Below are 18,849 nucleotides of genomic sequence, written 5' to 3'. Positions count from 1 at the left end.
TCCTAAACGATTGGATTCCGCAGACTAAAACCAACACCAGCAGGCAAATACAAGTCAAAGTGGCTTGCTGGTGGTAATTTGATCCAGCCTAACCCGGCAATCACCAGATCTTGCGCCTCTTTCATAGCGAATGTGTGCCGTTTAAAGGCGGGCATCTTGCTGACATCCGCAGGGGGCGTCAATAACTCCCCGGCGTGTTTATCATAAAACTCCGCCGCAGTGGCTGTCTTGGTTCGATGAACCAATAAATTGTTCTCAACGTAGACCGCCAAACTAGCACGCTGGCCGGAAACAAAATCTAAGCGCGCCAAGCCGCCTAAAAATAGCGTTTGTGGTGGCGTCAGTTGGAAAATCTTCGGCTTGAGTTCATTTTGCGGGCTAATGTAATGCAGTTCATCCTTCGCCAACAAATGGGCGATCTGAGTGCCATTAATGATACCTGGCGTGTCGATCAAGTCATGACCATCAGCCAAAGGGATCTGGATCTGGTCCAAAGTCGTGCCAGGAAATTGCGAGGTCGTGATCACATCTTGATTGCCGACGGTGCTTTTAATGATCGCGTTGATCAAGGTCGACTTGCCCACATTGGTGGTACCGACCACATAAACGTCACCGTGTTGCCGATATTTCTCGATCGTCGCCAGCAACTCATCAAGCTGGAAATTCTTCTTAGCGCTGGTCAACAGCGTGGCGATCGGATGCAACCCTTGAACGGCCGCTTGACGTTTGAGCCAATCGGTCACCCGGGCGCGGCGAACACTATGGGGCAAAAGATCCGCCTTGTTGCCCACTAAAATCACCGGGTTTTTCCCGACAAAACGGTGCAACCCAGGAATCACACTGCCATCGAAATCGAACAGGTCGACCACATTGACGATCAAGGCCTTCTTCTGCCCCAAACTATTCAGCAAACGTGTGAATTCATCGTCATCAATGGCGACATCGGCAATTTCGTTATAGTGCCGCAAGCGGAAACAGCGCTGACAATAATAAGTATCATTGCCACTAGCCTGTTGTTTCGCCAAGGCGGCCGCCGGGATATACCCTGCCCCCTGTGGATCCGTACTCTGCAGCTGTGCGCCACAGCCAATACAATATAATGCTTCAGTCATCCAATCGCTCCCGCCATTTAAATTGCGCGTCTTTACGCGCATAGTGCTTCATAATAAAACCTTCCATGAATCGGCTAAACAGCGTGACCCAGCTGTCTGTTTCCACCAGGGGCTTGACCATGACCGTCCGCACCCCGGCCAAATGTCCCGCTTGCACATCTGTCAGTAGTTGATCGCCGACCATGATCGTCTGCTGCGGTTCCAGCTTAAATTGCCGTAAAGCTCGCTTAATACCTGAAGGCAGTGGTTTGCGTGCACTATGGATAAAAGGAATATCCAAATCGGCGACAGCACGCGCGACCCTTTTGGCATTATTATTAGAAATAACGATGACCTGGATCTGGCTTTGGGCCATCTCCGCCAGCCAAGCTCGTAATTGTCCCGAAGATTCCGGTTCATGCCAAGCAATCAGGGTATTATCTAAGTCTGTTAAAATCGTATTGATGCCATTACGTTTCAAGTCGATCGGTCGCAAGGCATAAATGCTAGTAAGTAACCAATCTGGTTTAAAAAAAGCCATGTTCCACCTCGTTTTTCTTCTACTAATTATAAAGCGTCCCTTGCTAAAACACAATTAAGTTGTTAGTCCTTTGATCTCAAGTTGAGCAAACTTTATATTCGTAATTTTCGTTTATTTCTCTTATGCTGGAGTAAAGGAGTGTTGTTGATGATCAGCTTTGGATTTAGTCGATATGGTGACCCCAGTGTTTTGCAGGCTTATCAAGTTCCGATCCCGCAACCTAAGAAACACCAAGTCCAGATCAGAGTCGCTTATTTTCCAGTCAATCCCTACGATGTCGCTTTGCGTGCAGGTCAATTCGCCCAAGTGCCTCTGGAAAAACCACAATACTTAGGTAGCGATCTCGTGGGGAAAGTCACCGCTCTAGGCGCAGAAGTCACTGAATTTGCGATCGGTGACTGGGTCATTGCCCATCGCCCCCACAGCGCTGATAGTGAATTTGTTATCGCCGGCGTCAGTAAAACGATTCGATTACCGCACCTGCTGGACCCAGCCGTCGCCGCTTGTTTGCCGACCCCAGGGATTGCTGCCTATAATGCTTGGTTTCATTTTGCTCAAGTCCCCGCCCACACTACCGTGGCGATCATTGGCGTTACTGGCGCAGTTGGCGGTCTCTTAGCGCAAATCGCCCAACAAGCTGGCAATCCCGTTATTGGGGTAGCCAATCATCGCCACCAATCAGAAATAACGCAACCGGGTCTCAGCAAGTTCGTCCCCTATGACCAATTACCGGCAACCAATGATTGGGAACACCAGGCAACGGTCGTCTTCAATACTGGTATGGGTGGCCAAGATCATGGTCTCGCAGCACGTTTGGTCGCCCCAGCTGGTCAGATCATTCGTTTCAATGGCGCGCCGACCCAAGTCGATGATGAGCAAGTCCAACTGATCGATGTTGGCTATCGGCGTGAGCTGGCGGATGGTGTGGCGTTGAAATTTTGGTCCGATCAATGTCAACAACGCCCACTTTTCCTGCGGCTTGCGGAGATCTTACCAGCAACTCTAACAGGGTTACGTCAGGCTCATCAGCGGACAAGCGAACCTCATCAAGGTAAATACGTGCTTGTCTGGGACTGGGCTCAGGGCCTTTCACCTACAAAACCGAAAAAAGTCGACTAACCGCGCCTTATTTTGAAAACAGACTGACCATGATCGCGGTCAGTCTGTTTTTCTGAATGCTTATTATAACAATATCTAACTATTTAATTGTTGATAACGTTCAGTCAGCCAAGTCAAAGTCGATGGTAAATAAGTATCCCAGAAAGCCCAATTATGATTACCGGTTTGTTCGCGATAATCTAGTTTCTCCAAATATTGTCGGCTAAAGGCTCGAAATGTCCGATTACTTTCCAAAAGATGATCCTCGGCCCCAATATATTGTAACAAAGGCAGTCGTGTGACCTGCTGATTAGCTAGCAGATTCAACAAATTATCCTGACCACTCTGAAATTTTTCCTGCGAACCAAAAACGGCATCAAAATAAGAAGAACGGTCTGCCCAAGTCGCCGCGATATCCAACCGACCAGATAAACTAGCCGCAGCACCGAAACGTTCTGGATAAGTCAGGCCCATTTTAAAAGCACCATAGCCGCCCATGGAAAGCCCGGCAACAAACGTTGTGCTTCTGGTCAGGGGAAATTCCAGCCAAGTTTTTAGATAGAGCGGCAATTCTTCCGTTAAGTAATCCCAATAACGTTCACCATTCGGCAAATTTGTATAATAACTTCGACCTGCATCTGGCATCACGATCGCAAAGGGATATTGACCAGCATAGCGCGCTAGTGAACTCAACGTTAACCAAGCCGCGTAATCATCAGAAAGACCGTGAAGTAGAAACAAGACTGGCTGACGCTCTAAACGCTTTGAAGGCAAATATAGATTAAACTGAGTTTGTTTATTTAGAGCTTTAGAATACATACGATATGTGGCAATGGACATCGAATCACTCCAATCAACAGCAATTATACCATATCAGCTCTTGAAAACAGTAACAACGGTCAGAACTTACCGCAAATCTAAGCCAGCCAACTGCAAACAACTGACGCGATCATAATAATGCATAAATCCTGACTCAGCAAAGGGAAACTACGAACTGCCCTAACACTTCAAATCAACCTGACCGAAAGTAATCAGGAATAATACTTTGAGCCGTTATCTCGATCGTTTACTAAGCCGGGACCAACAGATTTCTAGGATCGCCGATTAGAACAAAACAAGCCCACAACCAAACAGTTGCGAGCTTGTTTTTAAAACGTGCTGTGCACAACTGACTTCTGCGCTTAGCTACGCAATTGTTTTGGAAGCAAAGTTCGGCTTCCAAAGCAATTGCTAGGCTAGTGCTCGGGAGCTACCCGGGGGTGGTTCGCACTCTTTTTGATTTATTAGATCTCAGTCGTCGATTTTCACGGGCATTTGATCTACCTGCCCATCTTTAACTTGAAAGGCTAGAATGAAACCGATCAATGCAAAGATCAGCGTAAAAGTGAAGCCGGCATGTGTTCCGTAAATGAAGCCAGCAGCGCCAGACACACTAGCCCGTGCCTGTCCCCAAGCCAACAAGCTGGTCGCAACTGCCGTGGCCAAAGCCCCTAAGATCTGTTGTAACGTGTTCAAAATCGTGCTGCCATCAGCAGCCAAAGCGCCTGTCAATGCGTTCAACCCATATGTCTGCGCTGGCGACATGGCCAATGGCGCACCGACCATTAAGATCATATGCGCGATCACCACATAGATATAACTACTTTGCGTTGAAGTCAGCAACAACAGAAGTGCACCGAGAAAGCTCAATAGAAAGCCGATCCGAGTCAAATGTTTTGCCCCATAACGGTCGAACAAGCGGCCCGAGGTTGCGGAAACAAGGGCGTTGACCAAACCACCTGGCAACATGAGCGCGCCGGTCAATGCAACTGGGACCCCTAAGCCTTTTTGCCAAAGCATCGGCAATAAATACATGGAAGACATAATGATCCCAAAATCGATCATCACTAAAACAGTCCCTAAACTAAACCGCCGGACACCGAAAGCCCGCAGGTTGAGCACTGGCGCCGCCAACTGCAACTGGCGGCGGCCATACCAAACTAAACTGATCAGACCCACGATCAGGCTGATCAAGACCAAGGGGTCTAACCAGCCGCGATCTCCTGCCAAGCTGGCCCCGATCACCAAACCACCAAAGCCCACAGTCGAACCGACGATCGACAGAAAATCAACTTTTGGTTTGGTCAACGGAACGACATTTTCCATGAAAATCATGGAGATCACCAATGCCACCGCCAACAATGGCACAAACAACCAAAAGATCCAGTGCCAAGATAAAGCACCTAGGATCAGACCGGCAATGGTCGGACCCACGGCCGGCGCGAACATGATCACCAAGCCAACTAGCCCCATAGCGCCGCCCCGCTTTTCCGGCGGATAGATTGCTAATAGAACTGTAAAAATCAGCGGTAACATCAAGCCGGTCGCGATTCCTTGGATCATCCGGCCGATCAAGAGCACTGTAAAGCCCGATGCTAAAGCTGAAATGACCGCGCCAACAATAAAATCGCTCAAGGCGAAAATAATCAATTGGCGAGTCGTAAAATGTTTGGTCAATAAGCTGGATAGCGGTAAAACGACGCCAACCATTAATAAATAGCCGGTGACCAACCATTGGATCGTTCCTGTATTGACATTTAAATCCTGTTCTAATTGTGGTAAGGCAATATTCAAGGCAGTCTCGCTGAACATCCCAACGAAGCCGCCAAGTAAGAGGCCGATCATGATCAAGGTCGGTTTTTTATTGGTCCTTGTTTCCATAAATATGTACACTCCCAATTCTTCAAATTCACTGTCTTTAACAGCACAAGTGATTACTCTACCAGAATTTCTCAGCCTGCGTAAGTTTTTTCTGAAAAAATTGGCATAAAAATGAAAACAGGAAACTGACTTTCAGCGAAGTGGGCTAGTGCACGCGACCGCTTTTTTATTATTCTCTGTCAAATCAGTGAACAAAAAAGCAGTTCGCTAACACTCCTTAAGGAATGATGAACGAACTGCTTGGCTAGATCAATCAACTAGGTTGCCAGCAGCAACTGGTGCCGGCAACACTGTATTTCTTAACACTTATTTTGCTTCGACAGAACCGAGAATGTCATTAGCTTTGACCGTCTTGCCAGTGGTCAATTCCAAATCTTTGACCGCATCCGCATTGGTAAAAGCAACGATCATTTCCGCATGCTTGCCAGCGGCCTTCAGCGCTTCAAGATCAACTAAAGCGATCAATTGACCACGAGCAACTTCTTGGCCTGCTTCAACATAAACGGTAAATGGTTCGCCCTTCAAGCTAACGGTGTCGATCCCCATATGCAATAACACTTCGAGACCAGCATCAGTCTTGATGCCCACTGCGTGTTTCGTTGGGAAAACACTGGTGATCATCCCAGCAACTGGCGCGAAGATCTCACCAGAAGTTGGCTTGATGGCGAAACCATCACCCATCATCTTTTGCGCAAAGACATCATCAGGAACTTCAGTGATTGCGACGGCGTCACCATTTGCGACGGCGTAAACGTCGATCTTCTTGGCGATTTCTTTCTTTGCCGGAGCAACGACTGCAGCTGCATCAGCGGCAACCGCCACGCCACCGTTGGCCAAACGCTTCATTTCATCGGCGACGAATTGTACATCGGTTCCGACAATAACTTGAATATTGGTTTTATCAATGATTTTGACCCCAGGAACATTGGTCGCTTTGATCTTAGCAACATCGACCTTGTCGGTATCTTTCACCATCAAACGGAGCCGTGTGGTACAGTTATCGATCGAAGTCACGTTTTCAGCGCCACCTAATGCGGTGTAGATCCGCCGCGCCAAACGACCGTACTTGTCTTCACCTGCAACGTTGGTATCAAGGTCCTCAGCTTCTTCACCGGCAACATCGTCGGCTTCACGACCAGGTGTCATCAAATTGAACTTGGTAATCACGAAACGGAAAGTAAAGTAATAAACAACGCCCATGATCAGGCCCAGCACCAACAGCATGTATGGCTTGTTGGCGATCGGCACCCGGAGGCTTAAGATAAAGTCGACCATCCCAGCACTAAAGTTGAAACCGGCAGTCCAATGGAAAGTTGCCGCGAGGAACATAGAGATACCTGTTAAAACAGCATGAACCACATATAATGGCCAAGCAACGAACATGAAAGAGAATTCCAATGGTTCAGTCACACCTGTAAAGAAGGAAGCGAACGCCGCTGCCAACATCAAGGAAGCTGTAACTTTCTTTTTCTCAGGGCGAGCACACTGGTAAATTGCCAAAGCCCCAGCAGGTAAGCCAAACATCATCACTGGGAAGAACCCAGCTTGGTACATCCCGGTAATGCCTTTAGTCCCTTGGCTAGCCCAGAATTTACCGATGTCATCGATCCCAGCCAAGTTGAACCAGAACACGTTATTCAAAGCATGATGTAACCCAGTTGGGATCAGCAAACGGTTGAAGAAGCCATAAAGGCCAGCACCAACAGCGCCTAACCCAGAAATGAATTCACCAAAGTTAACTAAGCCGGTATAAACTGGTGGCCAAATGAACAGTAACAACAGTGAAACCAACGCCATGGTCCCAGCGGTCACGATCGGCACCAGCCGTTTCCCACTGAAGAAGGCCAAGGCCATCGGTAGTTTCGTGCCGCTAAAGCGATTATACAACGCTGCGGCAACCAAACCTGCCAAGATCCCGATAAAGACGTTCTTGAAGTTGATCGCGCTGAAGGCGATGTTAACATTCTTGACATCCATCCGGAAGAACATCGCAACTGCGCCTGGTTGTAACAAGGTGTATGGTGTCAGGAAAGCGACCAATCCAGAAAGCGCCGCGGCGCCATCCTTATCTTTCGACATCCCGTAAGCCAAGCCCACTGCGAACAAAATACCCAAGTTGTCAAGGATCGTACTCCCTGTTTTGAGCAAGAAGGCGGAAATAACGTTGTTACCGCCCCAGCCTTGTGGGTCGATCCAATAACCGATCCCCATAAATAATGCCGCTACTGGCAAAGTTGCGACGGGTAGCATCAACGAGCGACCCATTCTTTGCATATAAGCTTTCATAAAATTTACTCCTCCTGTTGATCATGCCCTGATTCCGACGCTGGACTGTCGCCTGATTCCGGATCACCCTGATCCGGCCGTGTCCGCGTCAATCGCAGGCGTTCAATGTGGATTGCAATATACCCAAGTTCCTCAGACGTCATCGACATCTGATATTTCTTTGTCAACAAGACCCGGATTTTCTTGGCGATACCATAGCTTTCCGGATACTTGCGTTTGACCATTTGAACGATTTCTTGATCCAAAACCGCATACTCTTGGTAATAATAGCGTTTCATCAATAAACGTAAATGATTTGCCAACCGTGAATAATTCAAGGCCATCGCCTCTGAATGAATATCCAGATTCAATTCCCGCTCGATCAATTGGATCACATCAGAAACGATCATGACTTCGCGAATACTTTCGCGCTTCTTCCGCACGCGATCACCACGCCCACTATGCAAATGGATCGCGATATAGCCCGCTTCGTCATAGGTGTAAGGAATATGCAGTTCCTTATTCAGATACTCCACCGCCCACTGCGCGATACTAAATTCCTCACCATACAACACTTCGATCTCGCGCAACAATTTATTGCGGATCACGATCCCATTACGAATATTTTCCGCCGAGAACGACAAGTGATCAGTCAACGCGATCAAAACATGCTCATTGAGTTGTTCCATCAGCACTGTTTCAGCGTGGTCAATGATATGCTCGGCCGCAAACAAATATTTCTCATCGATTTGACTCAGAAGATCTTGCAGCTTCAATTGCCCTTCCGGCGCCATGACAAACATGCGCTCGATCTGACGTTTAAAGACCAGATCATTTCTTTTCTTGCCAAAACCGATTCCCTTACCGATCGCGACTTTTTCCTGACCGTCGTCAGTGACCAAGACCGCGTTTTGATTGAGGACTTTCTTGATTTTCATTTCTACCTCATCTGCAGATGCCTGCTCCATGTGCCCTAGGATGTCTATTATTTTCATTAAAGCAAAAAGGCATGAAAAAGTCCACGAGGATCACTCCTCGAGCGCTCTTCCATGCCTAGTATCATCTAGTCACATGAAACAATATTGTTAACATTGTTAATTTAGCATATTAAATTCAGAAATGCAAGTGCTTTCGCGCAGTAAAATCCCTGCTAGATCAGTAAATAACCGAATTCAAAAAGCTTGTGTACCGTCTAGCGACCAGACCAATGTTGACCGCCCAAAAATTTTAACCTCACTTTACTGAGGTGTTAGAACGACTAATAATGATTGGTCTAGCTCAGAGCCACGTCTTAGAATCGCTGGATCCATTCAGATAGGACTAGACCATCATTCGTGGTCCTAACACATTCACAGACAAACCAAGATAAAAAAATGTTATTCATCGTGATCACCTCAGGTTCGATTTAGCCACATTATTGACCTGACCATATTTGATTCGGCCGTCTGGATCTAGCGTTTCTCAGCATGAACCACACGGATATTTTGATCAGCCTATTTTTATGTCGGTGTCGCCTAGTTGTTGACAAGCACAGTCGAATGATCTTTTGTCAGCTTCCAGGATACAAAAGCGTTGATGCCAATTCTTTGCGCCTGTTTAACTGACAGTGGCCGTCTTTTCGTTTCAATAAAACCTAATTTTTGATAAAGTGCCATCGCTGCCAAATTCGTATCAGCAACTTCCTCAATGATAAAATCGGCGTACGAAGTTTGTGCGATCACAGTCTTCAACATTCGTGAGGCAACCCCGCTGTTCCTCGCCTGAGCAGCAACCCTGACGAACTCGATCGAACCAGTATTCTTGGGTGGATTCTTGAAAGGAGCCGCAAATTCTCGCGGCAAAACTCGCTCAGCAATTGTTCCTTTAAACCAGCCAAGATGCCTGAGCAACTCACTTTTATTAAATTTCAAACTAAGATGGCGGCAATCCGTACAGGCGACAATACCCACGACGCGTCCACCTGACACCGCTACAAAAAAATATTCAAGTTGAAAAGCATGGGCAAATGCCTGAGCAATCACTTGGGGATCTTTGGAGAAGTAGCCCAGCCATTGGGTAAAACCCTCAGCAAAAATAGTTGCAATGTCTTCTCGGCAATCGAAGTTCAACTCGTTGGCTCGATAAATCTCCATTTTCTCATCTCGCGATCTGAATTGATTTGATTGCGATCAGTATAGCGATAAATTGCCAGGTCGTCCATGAGACTTTGGTTGGATGTGCCTCTCCTAGATAACAATGATCACAATGAGGAGCAACCAGTAATTTTCGGACGTGGATTATCTGCACTGATCTCGTGACTTTACTATCCTATCGAGTCTTACCATGCAAGTCATTCACCAAATGATCCCGATAAGTGGGTTAACTCTAGTAACAAAAAAACTCACTCGAAAACGAGTGAGTTGAATTTATCTGAAACCTTATTTAGCCAAAGCAGCTTTAGCTTGATCAGCAATTGCAGTAAAGGCTGCAGCATCAGTATAGGCAATGTCTGCTAACATCTTACGGTTGATATCAACGCCAGCAACACGTAACCCGTGCATCAATTGGCTGTAGTTCAAATCGTTCAAACGAGCAGCCGCATTGATCCGCGCGATCCATAACTTCCGGAATTCACGTTTGACCTGACGACGATCGCGGAATGCGTAACGATACGAATTCATGACTTGGGCATTGGCTGATTTGAACAGTAAATGCTTGGCACCGCGATAACCTTTAGCTAATTTTAAAACTTTCTTACGACGTTTGCGCGTAACTGTACCGCCTTTTACACGTGGCATAATAATTTCCTCCTTGAGACTATCTATCGAATATAATTAATGGCTAAGTCCTAACGAACTTGAGAAAGCATTTGCCGGATACGGCGCATATCGCTGCGTGATACCAAACCTGCTTTTGCTAATTGACGACGTTGTTTCTTCGTCTTGCCGTGGAAACGGTGGCTTGTGTAAGCATGGCCCCGCTTTAATTGACCACTAGCAGTTTTCTTGAAGCGCTTTGCTGAAGCGCGGTGTGTTTTTTGCTTTGGCATGATAAGATCCTCCTAAAGTAATGTAAATGTCGATCAAGCTTTTTTCTCAGCCTTAGGTGCAAGCATTAGAAACATGCTTCGACCATCCATTCGGGGATGAGATTCGACAGTCGCGATATCGGCTGTTTGTTCAGCCAGATCCTCGAGAACTTTACGTCCCACTTCCTTATGAGTGATCGCCCGACCCCTAAAGCGGATTGAAACCTTAACTTTATCACCTTTGCCTAGAAACTTCCGGGCATTGTTCAACTTCGTATTGAAGTCATTCTCGCCGATACCAGGGCTCAAACGAACCTCTTTGATATTGACGACCTTTTGCTTCTTACGAGCCTCACGATTCTTCTTTTGTAACTCGAAACGATACTTGCCATAATCCATGATCTTGGCAACTGGTGGTTTCGCGTTTGGCGAAACTAAGACCAGATCCAGATTAGCGCGTTCCGCCATCTGTAGCGCCTCGGCCTTGGACTTGACTCCGGCCTGATTACCTTCAGCATCGATCAAGCGAACTTCACGTGCCCGAATACTTTCATTAACGATTAAATCTTTTGCTATGGGAAGTCACCTCCATAAGTTGTCGACGCTAATGCGTCAACCCATGCAAAAAGCTGCGAGCGCAAAAGCACCCGCAGCGAAATATAATTCTTCGGCAAACATAACGTTTTGATACCCAGAGGTCTGAAACATGGGTGAGAAGCGGGAACTTCTGCTTAATTCAACTGTTCTATTGTAACTAGAATGACAATGGAAGTCAAGAAGTTTTTCCAGATTTCCTTGACAGTGAGTCTTGCTGAGCGTTCGTAGAGTTGGAGCAGGATCAGAACGCCAAATGTAGTTTGGCCGCGGCCTGCACTGCGCTCTGGTATTGGTGGTTGGCAGATGTAGTGGGCTTCAGGTCGGGCTGGGGGTGGTGGAACGCAGCGGGAACGACTTGAAGCTTTTCGGAAAATCACCGAAAATCTTCAAGCTCGGCCTTATTGTAGGCGATAAATCGCCAACAATAATATCGCGGCTGACTCACCCCCAGCCCGACCTTCTGCCAAGCGAACAAACAGCCCACCAACCCCCAGAGTGCGGAACACAACGGGTTGACTTTGAGCATTAACCTAGCCAGGATTTTGGAGGCTGGGCTTTGCCTCCGGAAGCCTGGCGTAATTAAGCGCAGAAGTCAGTTGTGTGGAGCACGTTTCAACACCGCGCCTCGATTGCAACTAGGATCAATTCTGTCCAACACCCTAGCATAAGGCAGACAACAAAACCGCCACAAGCGGCGGTTTTGTCATGGTCATTCTGTTTGAGTCAAAAGGTGCCTTCGTTCTCTCCTGCCGTCAGGTCGCTTAGTCCAACTTGCTTTCGATCTCAGCGTTGACTTTGCCAGAACCTGTTCGACTATAATTATGAATATCATCCAAAATGCTGTCGCGGAAAATCTTGATCGGTTCGTCAGCGGCATCTTTTTCACCATAACGCCGGACGGAAACTGTTTGGGCCTTCAGTTCTTCATCACCCACAACTAAGGTATAAGGAATCTTCTGAGTTTGTGCTTCACGAATCTTGTAACCCATCTTCTCATTACGTAAGTCGAGTTTGACTCGGACACCGGCTGCCGCCAATTGTTTTTGGATATCCTTGGCATAATCCGTGTGTAGATCCAAGTTCACTGGGATGATTTCGACTTGCGTTGGCGCCAACCAGGTTGGGAACGCGCCCTTGTAAATTTCCATCAAGTACGCAATGAAACGTTCCATGGTGCCAACGATGCCCCGGTGCATCATGACCGGACGGTGTTCTTGACCATCTGCGCCAGTATACTTCAAATCAAATTTCTCAGGTAACATGAAGTCTAATTGGATCGTGGACATGGTCTCTTCGCCACCAAGTGCTGTCTTGGTTTGAACGTCCAGCTTAGGACCATAGAAGGCTGCCTCACCTTCGGCCTCATAATAATCCAAGCCTAATTCGTCGCAAGCGCCCTTCAGCATCGCCTGAGCGCTGTTCCACATTTCATCGTCATCAAAATATTTCTCGGTATTAGCTGGATCACGATAGCTTAAACGGAACGTGTAATCGGTGATATTGAAATCATCGTAAACTTCCATCATCATTTTCAAAACACTCTTGAACTCATCCTTGATCTGATCTTGCGCCAAGAAAGTGTGGCCATCATTCAAGGTCATTTCCCGGACCCGTTGCAAGCCAGACAAAGCGCCTGATTTCTCATAACGGTGCATCATTCCTAATTCGGCGATCCGAATCGGCAATTCCCGATATGAACGGTTGTGATGGTTGTAAATCTGAATGTGTGATGGGCAGTTCATTGGCCGCAATTCCAAAAATTCGCCATCACCCATATCCATTGGTGGGAACATATCTTCACGATAATGATCCCAGTGACCAGAAGTTTTATACAGATTTAAGTTGGCTAAAACTGGCGTGTAAACATGTTCGTAGCCGTTGGCAACTTCTTTGTCAATGATATAGCGCTCGATCACACGGCGAATCGTCGCACCATTGGGCATCCAGTAAGGCAAGCCAGCGCCAACTTCTGGGTCAACGAAGAAAATATCCAAATCGCGGCCGATCGTCCGGTGATCCCGCTCTTTGATCTCTGCTCGCCGCTTCAAATCGCCGTCAAGATCAGCCGCCTTGAAGAAGGCCGTTCCGTAGATCCGTTGTAACATGGGATTACTGGACTTGCCTTGCCAGTAAGCACCAGCAACAGACAACAATTCAAAGTGCTTCAATGGTGCCAAGCTCTTCAACAAAGCGTGATCACCAAAACTCAGGTAGTCACCTAAACGATAAACGCTGATTTGAACCGCGTCAATCGCATTCAATAATGACGTCTGATAAGGATCATCCTTGAATTCTGCCAACAGTTCAGTTTTATCAACTAATTTCCGTTCGATCGGTTGATTAGCGGAGATAACTTTTTGCATCGCTTTTTTGATTGCTGGTAATTCGCTGATGGCAACCTGTCCCGCGGCCCGATCTGTATCTAAATAAAAACCATCTTCATTGCTTTGGTGCTCACCGAAATGAACATCACCGTGTAATTGTTTCAAAGCCGCGCCTAAAACGAAAGCTGCAGTATGCCGCAAAACTTGCAATCCTTCAGGATCGTCACTGGTCAAAATCCGAAATTGACCCGCTTGTTTCAGCGGTTGCTCCAAATCAACGATCGTCCCGTTGACTTCACCAGCAACGGCTTTTTTAGCCAAACTATTTGCAATACTCTTCGCAACGTCAAGCGTGGTGCTGCCAACTTCATATTGACGCTGACTTTGATCTGGGAAAGTTAACGTGATTTCTGCCATGATAGTTCCTCCTTGTTTTTGCCACAAAAAAAGCCCCAGTAATCGATTGATTACTAGGGACGTTATTGGATTAACGCGGTTCCACCCGAATTCTGGACATAGATCCACTCATGATGATCAATAACGGAATCACCCAAAATAATCGAAGCGGTCGCAATCACCGAACCGGAGAAGCTCACAGCCAAGGCTACTCTCTCTGCACAAGTTCAATCGTCATTGTGGTATCTTCAAGCGTTATTAAACCACAAAAAAAAGAAAAGAGCAAGTAAAAATTAGAGTGCGAACCAGCCCGGGTAGCTTCTGAGCATTAACCTAGCTAGGATTTTGGAGGCAGGTCTTTGCCTCCGGAAGCCTAGCGTAGTTAAGTGGAAGAAGCTGGGCTGGCGAACACGTTTCTAAATCAAAGTGCGGAGCGCAACGAGTTGCTTTTGAGCACGACTAGCGATTTGTTGCAGATTGACGCTAGACAATCTGTGACAAATTGCGTATCGGCGCAGAAAGCAGTTGTGCACAGCACGTTTCAAAATTAGAGTGCGAACCGACCCGGGTAGTGCTTGAGCACTAGCCTAGTAACTGTTTTGGGAGTTGATTTTTGCTTCCAGAACAGTTACGTAGCTAGGCGAAAAGCACTGGGCTGGTGAGCACGTTTCAAATTAGAGTGCGAACCAGCCCGGGTAGCTTCTGAGCATTAACCTAGCTAGGATTTTGGAGGCAGGGCTTTGCCTCCGGAACCCTAGCGTAGTTAAGCGGAAGAAGCTGGGCTAGCAAGCACGTTTCTAAATCAAAGTGCGGAGCGCAACGGGTTGACTTCGAGCATTAGCCTAGCAAAGGTTTTGGAAGCCGCTTTTGCTTCCGGAACATTTGCGTAGCTAAGCACAGAAGTCAGTTGCGCGCAGCACGTTTCAAATTAGCCCGCACTTCCAAGTCAGAAAGATAAGAATATGATCAATCCTTATCGAAATCTCCACCCTTTTAAAAGTTTTCCAAAATAACGATCATTTATTTCATCGTGTGGTGGCGCTATTCGCTGACATCAAAAAAGCTGAAACTGGGTCACCGCACATTTCCAGCCTTTTGATGATCCAATTTAAATCGTAACACACCAGTGATTGATAATACTTTTCGAAAGTGCTGACTTAGGCCAACTCTTCAAAAATCTGCTTGACGACTTGATAGGCCATTTTAGGTCTTCTAAATTCGTCAACGATTCCTTTGTTGTTCATCGTTCGCGGCCGATTATCGAACCATTCTTCACTGACCCTGACATCACAGAATTGCCAAATATAAACACCTAAACAATTTGGATCACTGAGGACGGCTTGCAACTGCTTTTTTAGCGCTTCGGCCTGATAATCCTCAGTCCACTTCGAATGTTGCGGATTATGATACCCATACAAACCACCAGCACCGATCTCCGTGATCATGAATGGTTTCCCCGCACCAGCTGTTTCCCTTTGGACCCATTGATAAAGATCATCGAGATAAGTAGCCACCGGTGCATCGTGATACCATTGCGGATAAATATTATACGCGACCACATCGGGTAAGCCAAAGGATTTATCTGTTTTGAATTTGCAACTGGCAAAAGAACAGGGGCGTGTTTTATCCAAGCGTCGCAACAGCGAGAACTGCTGAGCGTAACAGGAGCGCCCATACTCGGTATCACTAGCACATTCATTCAAGATCCCCCAAATATAAATCGCGGGATGATTATAGTGAGCCTGAACCATTTCAGCAATGACTTGCTCGGCCTGGGGCTCAAAATGAGGATTGCGCATGTCTGCTTCCGTCAACCCCCGCGCGTGGTTTTCCTCCCAAACGAGAATTCCCTGTTCATCACACAAATCAAGAAAAAGTTCATCGTTAGGATAGTGAGAGGTCCTGATCGAGTTGGCGCCAAGATCCTTAAGTAGCGCCAGATCAGCCGCCATTGCGGCCAACGGTAACGCACAACCAAATTGAGGATGATCTTCATGGCGACAAAAACCCTTGATCCGAATATTTTGACCATTCAATTGGATATTTTTGCCCACGACCTTGATCTCTCTAAAACCAAAACGGTCGATCAGATCGTCGATCGGCGTGCCTTGACTCAGGAGTTGACAACTAACCAAATAAAGTTTCGGTCTGGTTTGCTGCCATGCTTGGACATTTGTAAACGACTGCTCCGCATAAAAAACTTTTTCTGAATTCGCAGCCAGCTCTTGCTCGCCCCAATCCATTTGCATCCCGGCGATCTCTGTCCGCAACGCGAAAGTCTTGCTTTCCGCACTGATATTCGCGACTTGAATGGCCAATTTTACTCGCCACTGATCATTTTCTAGATACGGCGTGACGTGACACCATTTTAGATAAGTATCACTGACATTTTCTAGAATAACCGGTCGGCTGACACCGCCATAAGACATATAGTCATTGGGAAGATGCAGTGCGCTTTCTTCACTAAAACGATTGTCCGCTCGAATCGTTAAGGTGTGTTCGCCCCAAGGAACATCTTTGACCACGGTACTAAAGATCGTATAAGCATTATAGTGCGATGCTATTTTCTTTCCGTCTAAAAACACCGTCGCCGTGTGACTAACTCCTTTAAATTCAAAGCGTAACTGACCCCCAGCCATAAAGGTCGTGGTATAGTCTCCTTCACCACGATAGCCCGCAAAATCAGGTAGGCTTTCCCAACAATTCGGGGTCAAAACTTGATAAGTTTGCTGAGCATGCTCACCCTGACCGGGCACAAAATCCCATAGTTTTCCCGTTAACTCCTGATATTTGCGGATCTTGTGCGTTGTAAACATTCTAAACATGATCGGCCTCCCCTAATCATCAAAATACTAGCAAAATGCGCCGCCCGATTTGATTCGTTGATCCTGCACGATCGTACGACTCATTTTTTTATAAACTGATTTTTTCTAACTAACCGAAAATCATTCAATCGACTAAATGCTGACGCCAAAGCGCTTGTTGTTGCTGCCATTCTTTCTCATCAGCGGCTGTGATCGGACGGATCACTTTAGCAGGAACACCCGCGACGACCACATTGTCCGGGATATCTTTGGTGACGACTGCGCCAGCGCCAACAACCACATTATTGCCGATCGTCACACCGGGACAAACGACTACATTGCCCCCGAGCCAAACATTATTACCGATCGTGATCGGATGGCCGTATTCCAAATCAGTATTGCGCACACTGGCGACCACTGGATGACCTGCGGTGTACAGTGAGACCCGTGGCGCCAACATCACATTATCACCGATCGTGATCGGCGCCACATCGAGAAAAATAGCGTCATAATTCGCAAAGAAATTACGGCCGATATGAACGTTGTGCCCATAATCCATGCGCATCGGTACTTCAAAGTAAGCGTCTTTACTGGGACAATCGATCAAGCACGCTAAGATCGCCGCACGTTTTTCATTTTCGGCTGGTGCCGTTTGATTATACTGATAGATTTGCAACTTAGCCTGTTGTCGCAACGCGACCAACTCAGGATCGGGTGAATAATATAAATGTCCCGCTAGCATTTCCGTTCGTTCTGATGTCATAAAAAATCCTCCTGTAAGTGGTTACAGAAAGTAGTTTATCATGTTTAGGCTCAGTCGGGGGGACATTCTTAAAAGTAAAACAGCACATTTTTGGCAAAGTCAGCGTGAGCTATCCACGTGGTTTCGTCGATCTCAAGATAACTGGACAATTTTTCAATCCGCTGCGGCCGGACCTGATTCACCATGACTTGATTGCCGTGGATCATGCTTAGCATTGTTACCAAGATGATTTGCAAAAACGTCCCTAGATACTTTCAAAAATGGGGCCTACACCTGCCTGCAAATGTTATGCTTATCAAGCGAGCCGATCTAGCGCTCGGCTTGATCTCCAATCAAATTGAAAAGGAGCACTCCCACATGACAATCAAATTAATTGCCATCGATATCGATGATACCTTACTCAACAGCGCCGGTCAGATCCTACCTAGCACGGTCGCCGCGATCAAAGCTGTCCAGCAACAAGGAATCAAAGTCGTACTTTGTACTGGTCGACCACTGGCAGGCGCCCAACATTTTTTGAAAACTTTAGGTCTCATTAGCGCCGATCAATATGCGATCACTTTTAACGGTGCGGCACTAGAGACGACCACTGGTCAAGTGATCGCCCGCCACTTGATCGACAACCAATACTACCGCACCTTAACAGCCTTTGCTAAGGATCATCATGTTCCCTTCAACGTGCTTGATGAAGCCGGCGTGATCTATACTGCGGATCATGATGTTGATCGGATCACCGTGATCCAGGCTTGGGAGAATCACGCGGGCCTCTTGATCCGTCAACCTGCAGAACTCCCCTCAGATTTCAAGATCGCAAAAGGTCTTTTTGTTGGAACGATCACTCAGCTCGATCAAATCGAAGCAAAAGTGAAACAACGATTCGGTCAGGACCTTTATGTTGTTCGCGCTGGTGGCAATTTCTTAGAGTTGATGAGTCCTCAAGTCAATAAAGGCAATGCCCTGCTAGAATTGGCCAGCTATTTGCAGATCGAACGGACTGAGATCATGGCTATTGGAGATGAGCAGAATGACTTGGCCATGTTTAAAGTCGCAGGAACCGCCATCGCCATGGGTAACAGCACCGCCACCGTCAAAGCCCAAGCCGACTATGTCACTGCAACCAACGATCAAAACGGGATTGCTCAAGCACTGGCTCACTTTGGTTTGACCGAAAACTGAAGCGGAGTTGTTCAATGATACCTCATCGCCACCAAACATGGTTGCCCCCGACCATTTGATTGCCTAGACCTAGTCAATCTTGATCGA

General features: G+C 47.0%; 15 protein-coding genes. 2 read left to right on the top strand and 13 right to left on the bottom strand.

Annotated elements, in window-relative coordinates:
* Positions 1-2: 2 nt before the first annotated feature.
* A complete protein-coding gene (gene yqeH / locus OCU21_RS03420; protein WP_261806106.1) occupies positions 3-1,112 on the bottom strand; it encodes a ribosome biogenesis GTPase YqeH in 1,110 nt (369 codons plus the stop codon).
* Positions 1,105-1,632, bottom strand: a complete 528-nt coding sequence (locus OCU21_RS03415; RefSeq protein WP_261806105.1) for a YqeG family HAD IIIA-type phosphatase — start codon at positions 1,630-1,632, stop codon at positions 1,105-1,107. Before OCU21_RS03415 ends, yqeH begins: the two co-directional genes overlap by 8 nt.
* Positions 1,633-1,779: 147 nt before the next feature.
* Here OCU21_RS03415 and OCU21_RS03410 point away from each other — a divergent pair, with 147 nt between their 5' ends.
* Positions 1,780-2,751 carry an alcohol dehydrogenase catalytic domain-containing protein gene (locus OCU21_RS03410; protein ID WP_261806104.1) on the top strand — a complete coding sequence of 324 codons (972 nt, stop codon included), beginning with the start codon at positions 1,780-1,782 and terminating at the stop codon, positions 2,749-2,751.
* Positions 2,752-2,826: 75 nt separating this feature from the next.
* On the opposite strand, the gene OCU21_RS03405 is transcribed toward OCU21_RS03410, so the two are convergent.
* From OCU21_RS03405 to OCU21_RS03355, 11 genes are all read right to left on the bottom strand, one after another.
* A complete protein-coding gene (locus tag OCU21_RS03405) occupies positions 2,827-3,570 on the bottom strand; it encodes an alpha/beta hydrolase (RefSeq protein ID WP_261806103.1) in 744 nt (247 codons plus the stop codon).
* A gap of 450 nt (positions 3,571-4,020) precedes the next feature.
* Complete coding sequence (locus OCU21_RS03400; protein WP_261806102.1) at positions 4,021-5,430, bottom strand: DHA2 family efflux MFS transporter permease subunit; 1,410 nt, start codon at positions 5,428-5,430, stop codon at positions 4,021-4,023.
* Between the two features lie 306 nt (positions 5,431-5,736).
* Entirely contained in the window at positions 5,737-7,716 is a 1,980-nt protein-coding gene (nagE, locus tag OCU21_RS03395; RefSeq protein WP_261806101.1) for an N-acetylglucosamine-specific PTS transporter subunit IIBC, read from the bottom strand.
* Between the two features lie 5 nt (positions 7,717-7,721).
* Positions 7,722-8,633, bottom strand: coding sequence for a PRD domain-containing protein (locus OCU21_RS03390; protein WP_261806100.1), 912 nt, complete (start codon positions 8,631-8,633; stop codon positions 7,722-7,724).
* 576 nt (positions 8,634-9,209) lie between these two features.
* Positions 9,210-9,827: a GNAT family N-acetyltransferase gene (locus tag OCU21_RS03385; protein ID WP_261806099.1), complete on the bottom strand. Its 618-nt coding sequence runs from the start codon at positions 9,825-9,827 to the stop codon at positions 9,210-9,212.
* Positions 9,828-10,112: 285 nt separating this feature from the next.
* Positions 10,113-10,472, bottom strand: a complete 360-nt coding sequence (gene rplT, locus OCU21_RS03380; RefSeq protein ID WP_125598051.1) for a 50S ribosomal protein L20 — start codon at positions 10,470-10,472, stop codon at positions 10,113-10,115.
* Between the two features lie 50 nt (positions 10,473-10,522).
* Positions 10,523-10,723, bottom strand: coding sequence for a 50S ribosomal protein L35 (gene rpmI / locus OCU21_RS03375; protein WP_125598048.1), 201 nt, complete (start codon positions 10,721-10,723; stop codon positions 10,523-10,525).
* Between the two features lie 33 nt (positions 10,724-10,756).
* Positions 10,757-11,278 carry a translation initiation factor IF-3 gene (gene infC, locus OCU21_RS03370; RefSeq protein ID WP_261806189.1) on the bottom strand — a complete coding sequence of 174 codons (522 nt, stop codon included), beginning with the start codon at positions 11,276-11,278 and terminating at the stop codon, positions 10,757-10,759.
* Positions 11,279-12,060: 782 nt separating this feature from the next.
* Positions 12,061-14,040, bottom strand: a complete 1,980-nt coding sequence (thrS, locus tag OCU21_RS03365; protein WP_261806098.1) for a threonine--tRNA ligase — start codon at positions 14,038-14,040, stop codon at positions 12,061-12,063.
* A gap of 1,136 nt (positions 14,041-15,176) precedes the next feature.
* Positions 15,177-16,844 carry a glycoside hydrolase family 2 protein gene (locus OCU21_RS03360; RefSeq protein WP_261806097.1) on the bottom strand — a complete coding sequence of 556 codons (1,668 nt, stop codon included), beginning with the start codon at positions 16,842-16,844 and terminating at the stop codon, positions 15,177-15,179.
* Positions 16,845-16,968: 124 nt separating this feature from the next.
* Positions 16,969-17,586 (bottom strand): sugar O-acetyltransferase, encoded by a 618-nt coding sequence (locus OCU21_RS03355; RefSeq protein ID WP_261806096.1) that lies wholly within the window; start codon positions 17,584-17,586, stop codon positions 16,969-16,971.
* Between the two features lie 357 nt (positions 17,587-17,943).
* Between OCU21_RS03355 and OCU21_RS03350 the strand changes: the two genes are divergently transcribed.
* Positions 17,944-18,762: a Cof-type HAD-IIB family hydrolase gene (locus OCU21_RS03350; RefSeq protein WP_261806095.1), complete on the top strand. Its 819-nt coding sequence runs from the start codon at positions 17,944-17,946 to the stop codon at positions 18,760-18,762.
* Positions 18,763-18,849: the final 87 nt, after the last annotated feature.

Source organism: Lapidilactobacillus luobeiensis (assembly GCF_024345205.1).
GTDB classification, from domain to species: domain Bacteria; phylum Bacillota; class Bacilli; order Lactobacillales; family Lactobacillaceae; genus Lapidilactobacillus; species Lapidilactobacillus luobeiensis.
The sequence above is the reverse complement of the archived record's forward strand: the minus strand, read 5'-3'. Positions and strand labels throughout refer to the sequence as shown.

What these genes read in the sequence shown, in the direction of transcription:
- yqeH (WP_261806106.1), bottom strand. Translation starts at nt 1,112, where the DNA reads ATGACTGAAGCATTATATTGTATTGGCTGTGGCGCACAGCTGCAGAGT.
- OCU21_RS03415 (WP_261806105.1), bottom strand. Translation starts at nt 1,632, where the DNA reads ATGGCTTTTTTTAAACCAGATTGGTTACTTACTAGCATTTATGCCTTG.
- OCU21_RS03410 (WP_261806104.1), top strand. Translation starts at nt 1,780, where the DNA reads ATGATCAGCTTTGGATTTAGTCGATATGGTGACCCCAGTGTTTTGCAG.
- OCU21_RS03405 (WP_261806103.1), bottom strand. Translation starts at nt 3,570, where the DNA reads ATGTCCATTGCCACATATCGTATGTATTCTAAAGCTCTAAATAAACAA.
- OCU21_RS03400 (WP_261806102.1), bottom strand. Translation starts at nt 5,430, where the DNA reads ATGGAAACAAGGACCAATAAAAAACCGACCTTGATCATGATCGGCCTC.
- nagE (WP_261806101.1), bottom strand. Translation starts at nt 7,716, where the DNA reads ATGAAAGCTTATATGCAAAGAATGGGTCGCTCGTTGATGCTACCCGTC.
- OCU21_RS03390 (WP_261806100.1), bottom strand. Translation starts at nt 8,633, where the DNA reads ATGAAAATCAAGAAAGTCCTCAATCAAAACGCGGTCTTGGTCACTGAC.
- OCU21_RS03385 (WP_261806099.1), bottom strand. Translation starts at nt 9,827, where the DNA reads ATGGAGATTTATCGAGCCAACGAGTTGAACTTCGATTGCCGAGAAGAC.
- rplT (WP_125598051.1), bottom strand. Translation starts at nt 10,472, where the DNA reads ATGCCACGTGTAAAAGGCGGTACAGTTACGCGCAAACGTCGTAAGAAA.
- rpmI (WP_125598048.1), bottom strand. Translation starts at nt 10,723, where the DNA reads ATGCCAAAGCAAAAAACACACCGCGCTTCAGCAAAGCGCTTCAAGAAA.
- thrS (WP_261806098.1), bottom strand. Translation starts at nt 14,040, where the DNA reads ATGGCAGAAATCACGTTAACTTTCCCAGATCAAAGTCAGCGTCAATAT.
- OCU21_RS03360 (WP_261806097.1), bottom strand. Translation starts at nt 16,844, where the DNA reads ATGTTTAGAATGTTTACAACGCACAAGATCCGCAAATATCAGGAGTTA.
- OCU21_RS03355 (WP_261806096.1), bottom strand. Translation starts at nt 17,586, where the DNA reads ATGACATCAGAACGAACGGAAATGCTAGCGGGACATTTATATTATTCA.
- OCU21_RS03350 (WP_261806095.1), top strand. Translation starts at nt 17,944, where the DNA reads ATGACAATCAAATTAATTGCCATCGATATCGATGATACCTTACTCAAC.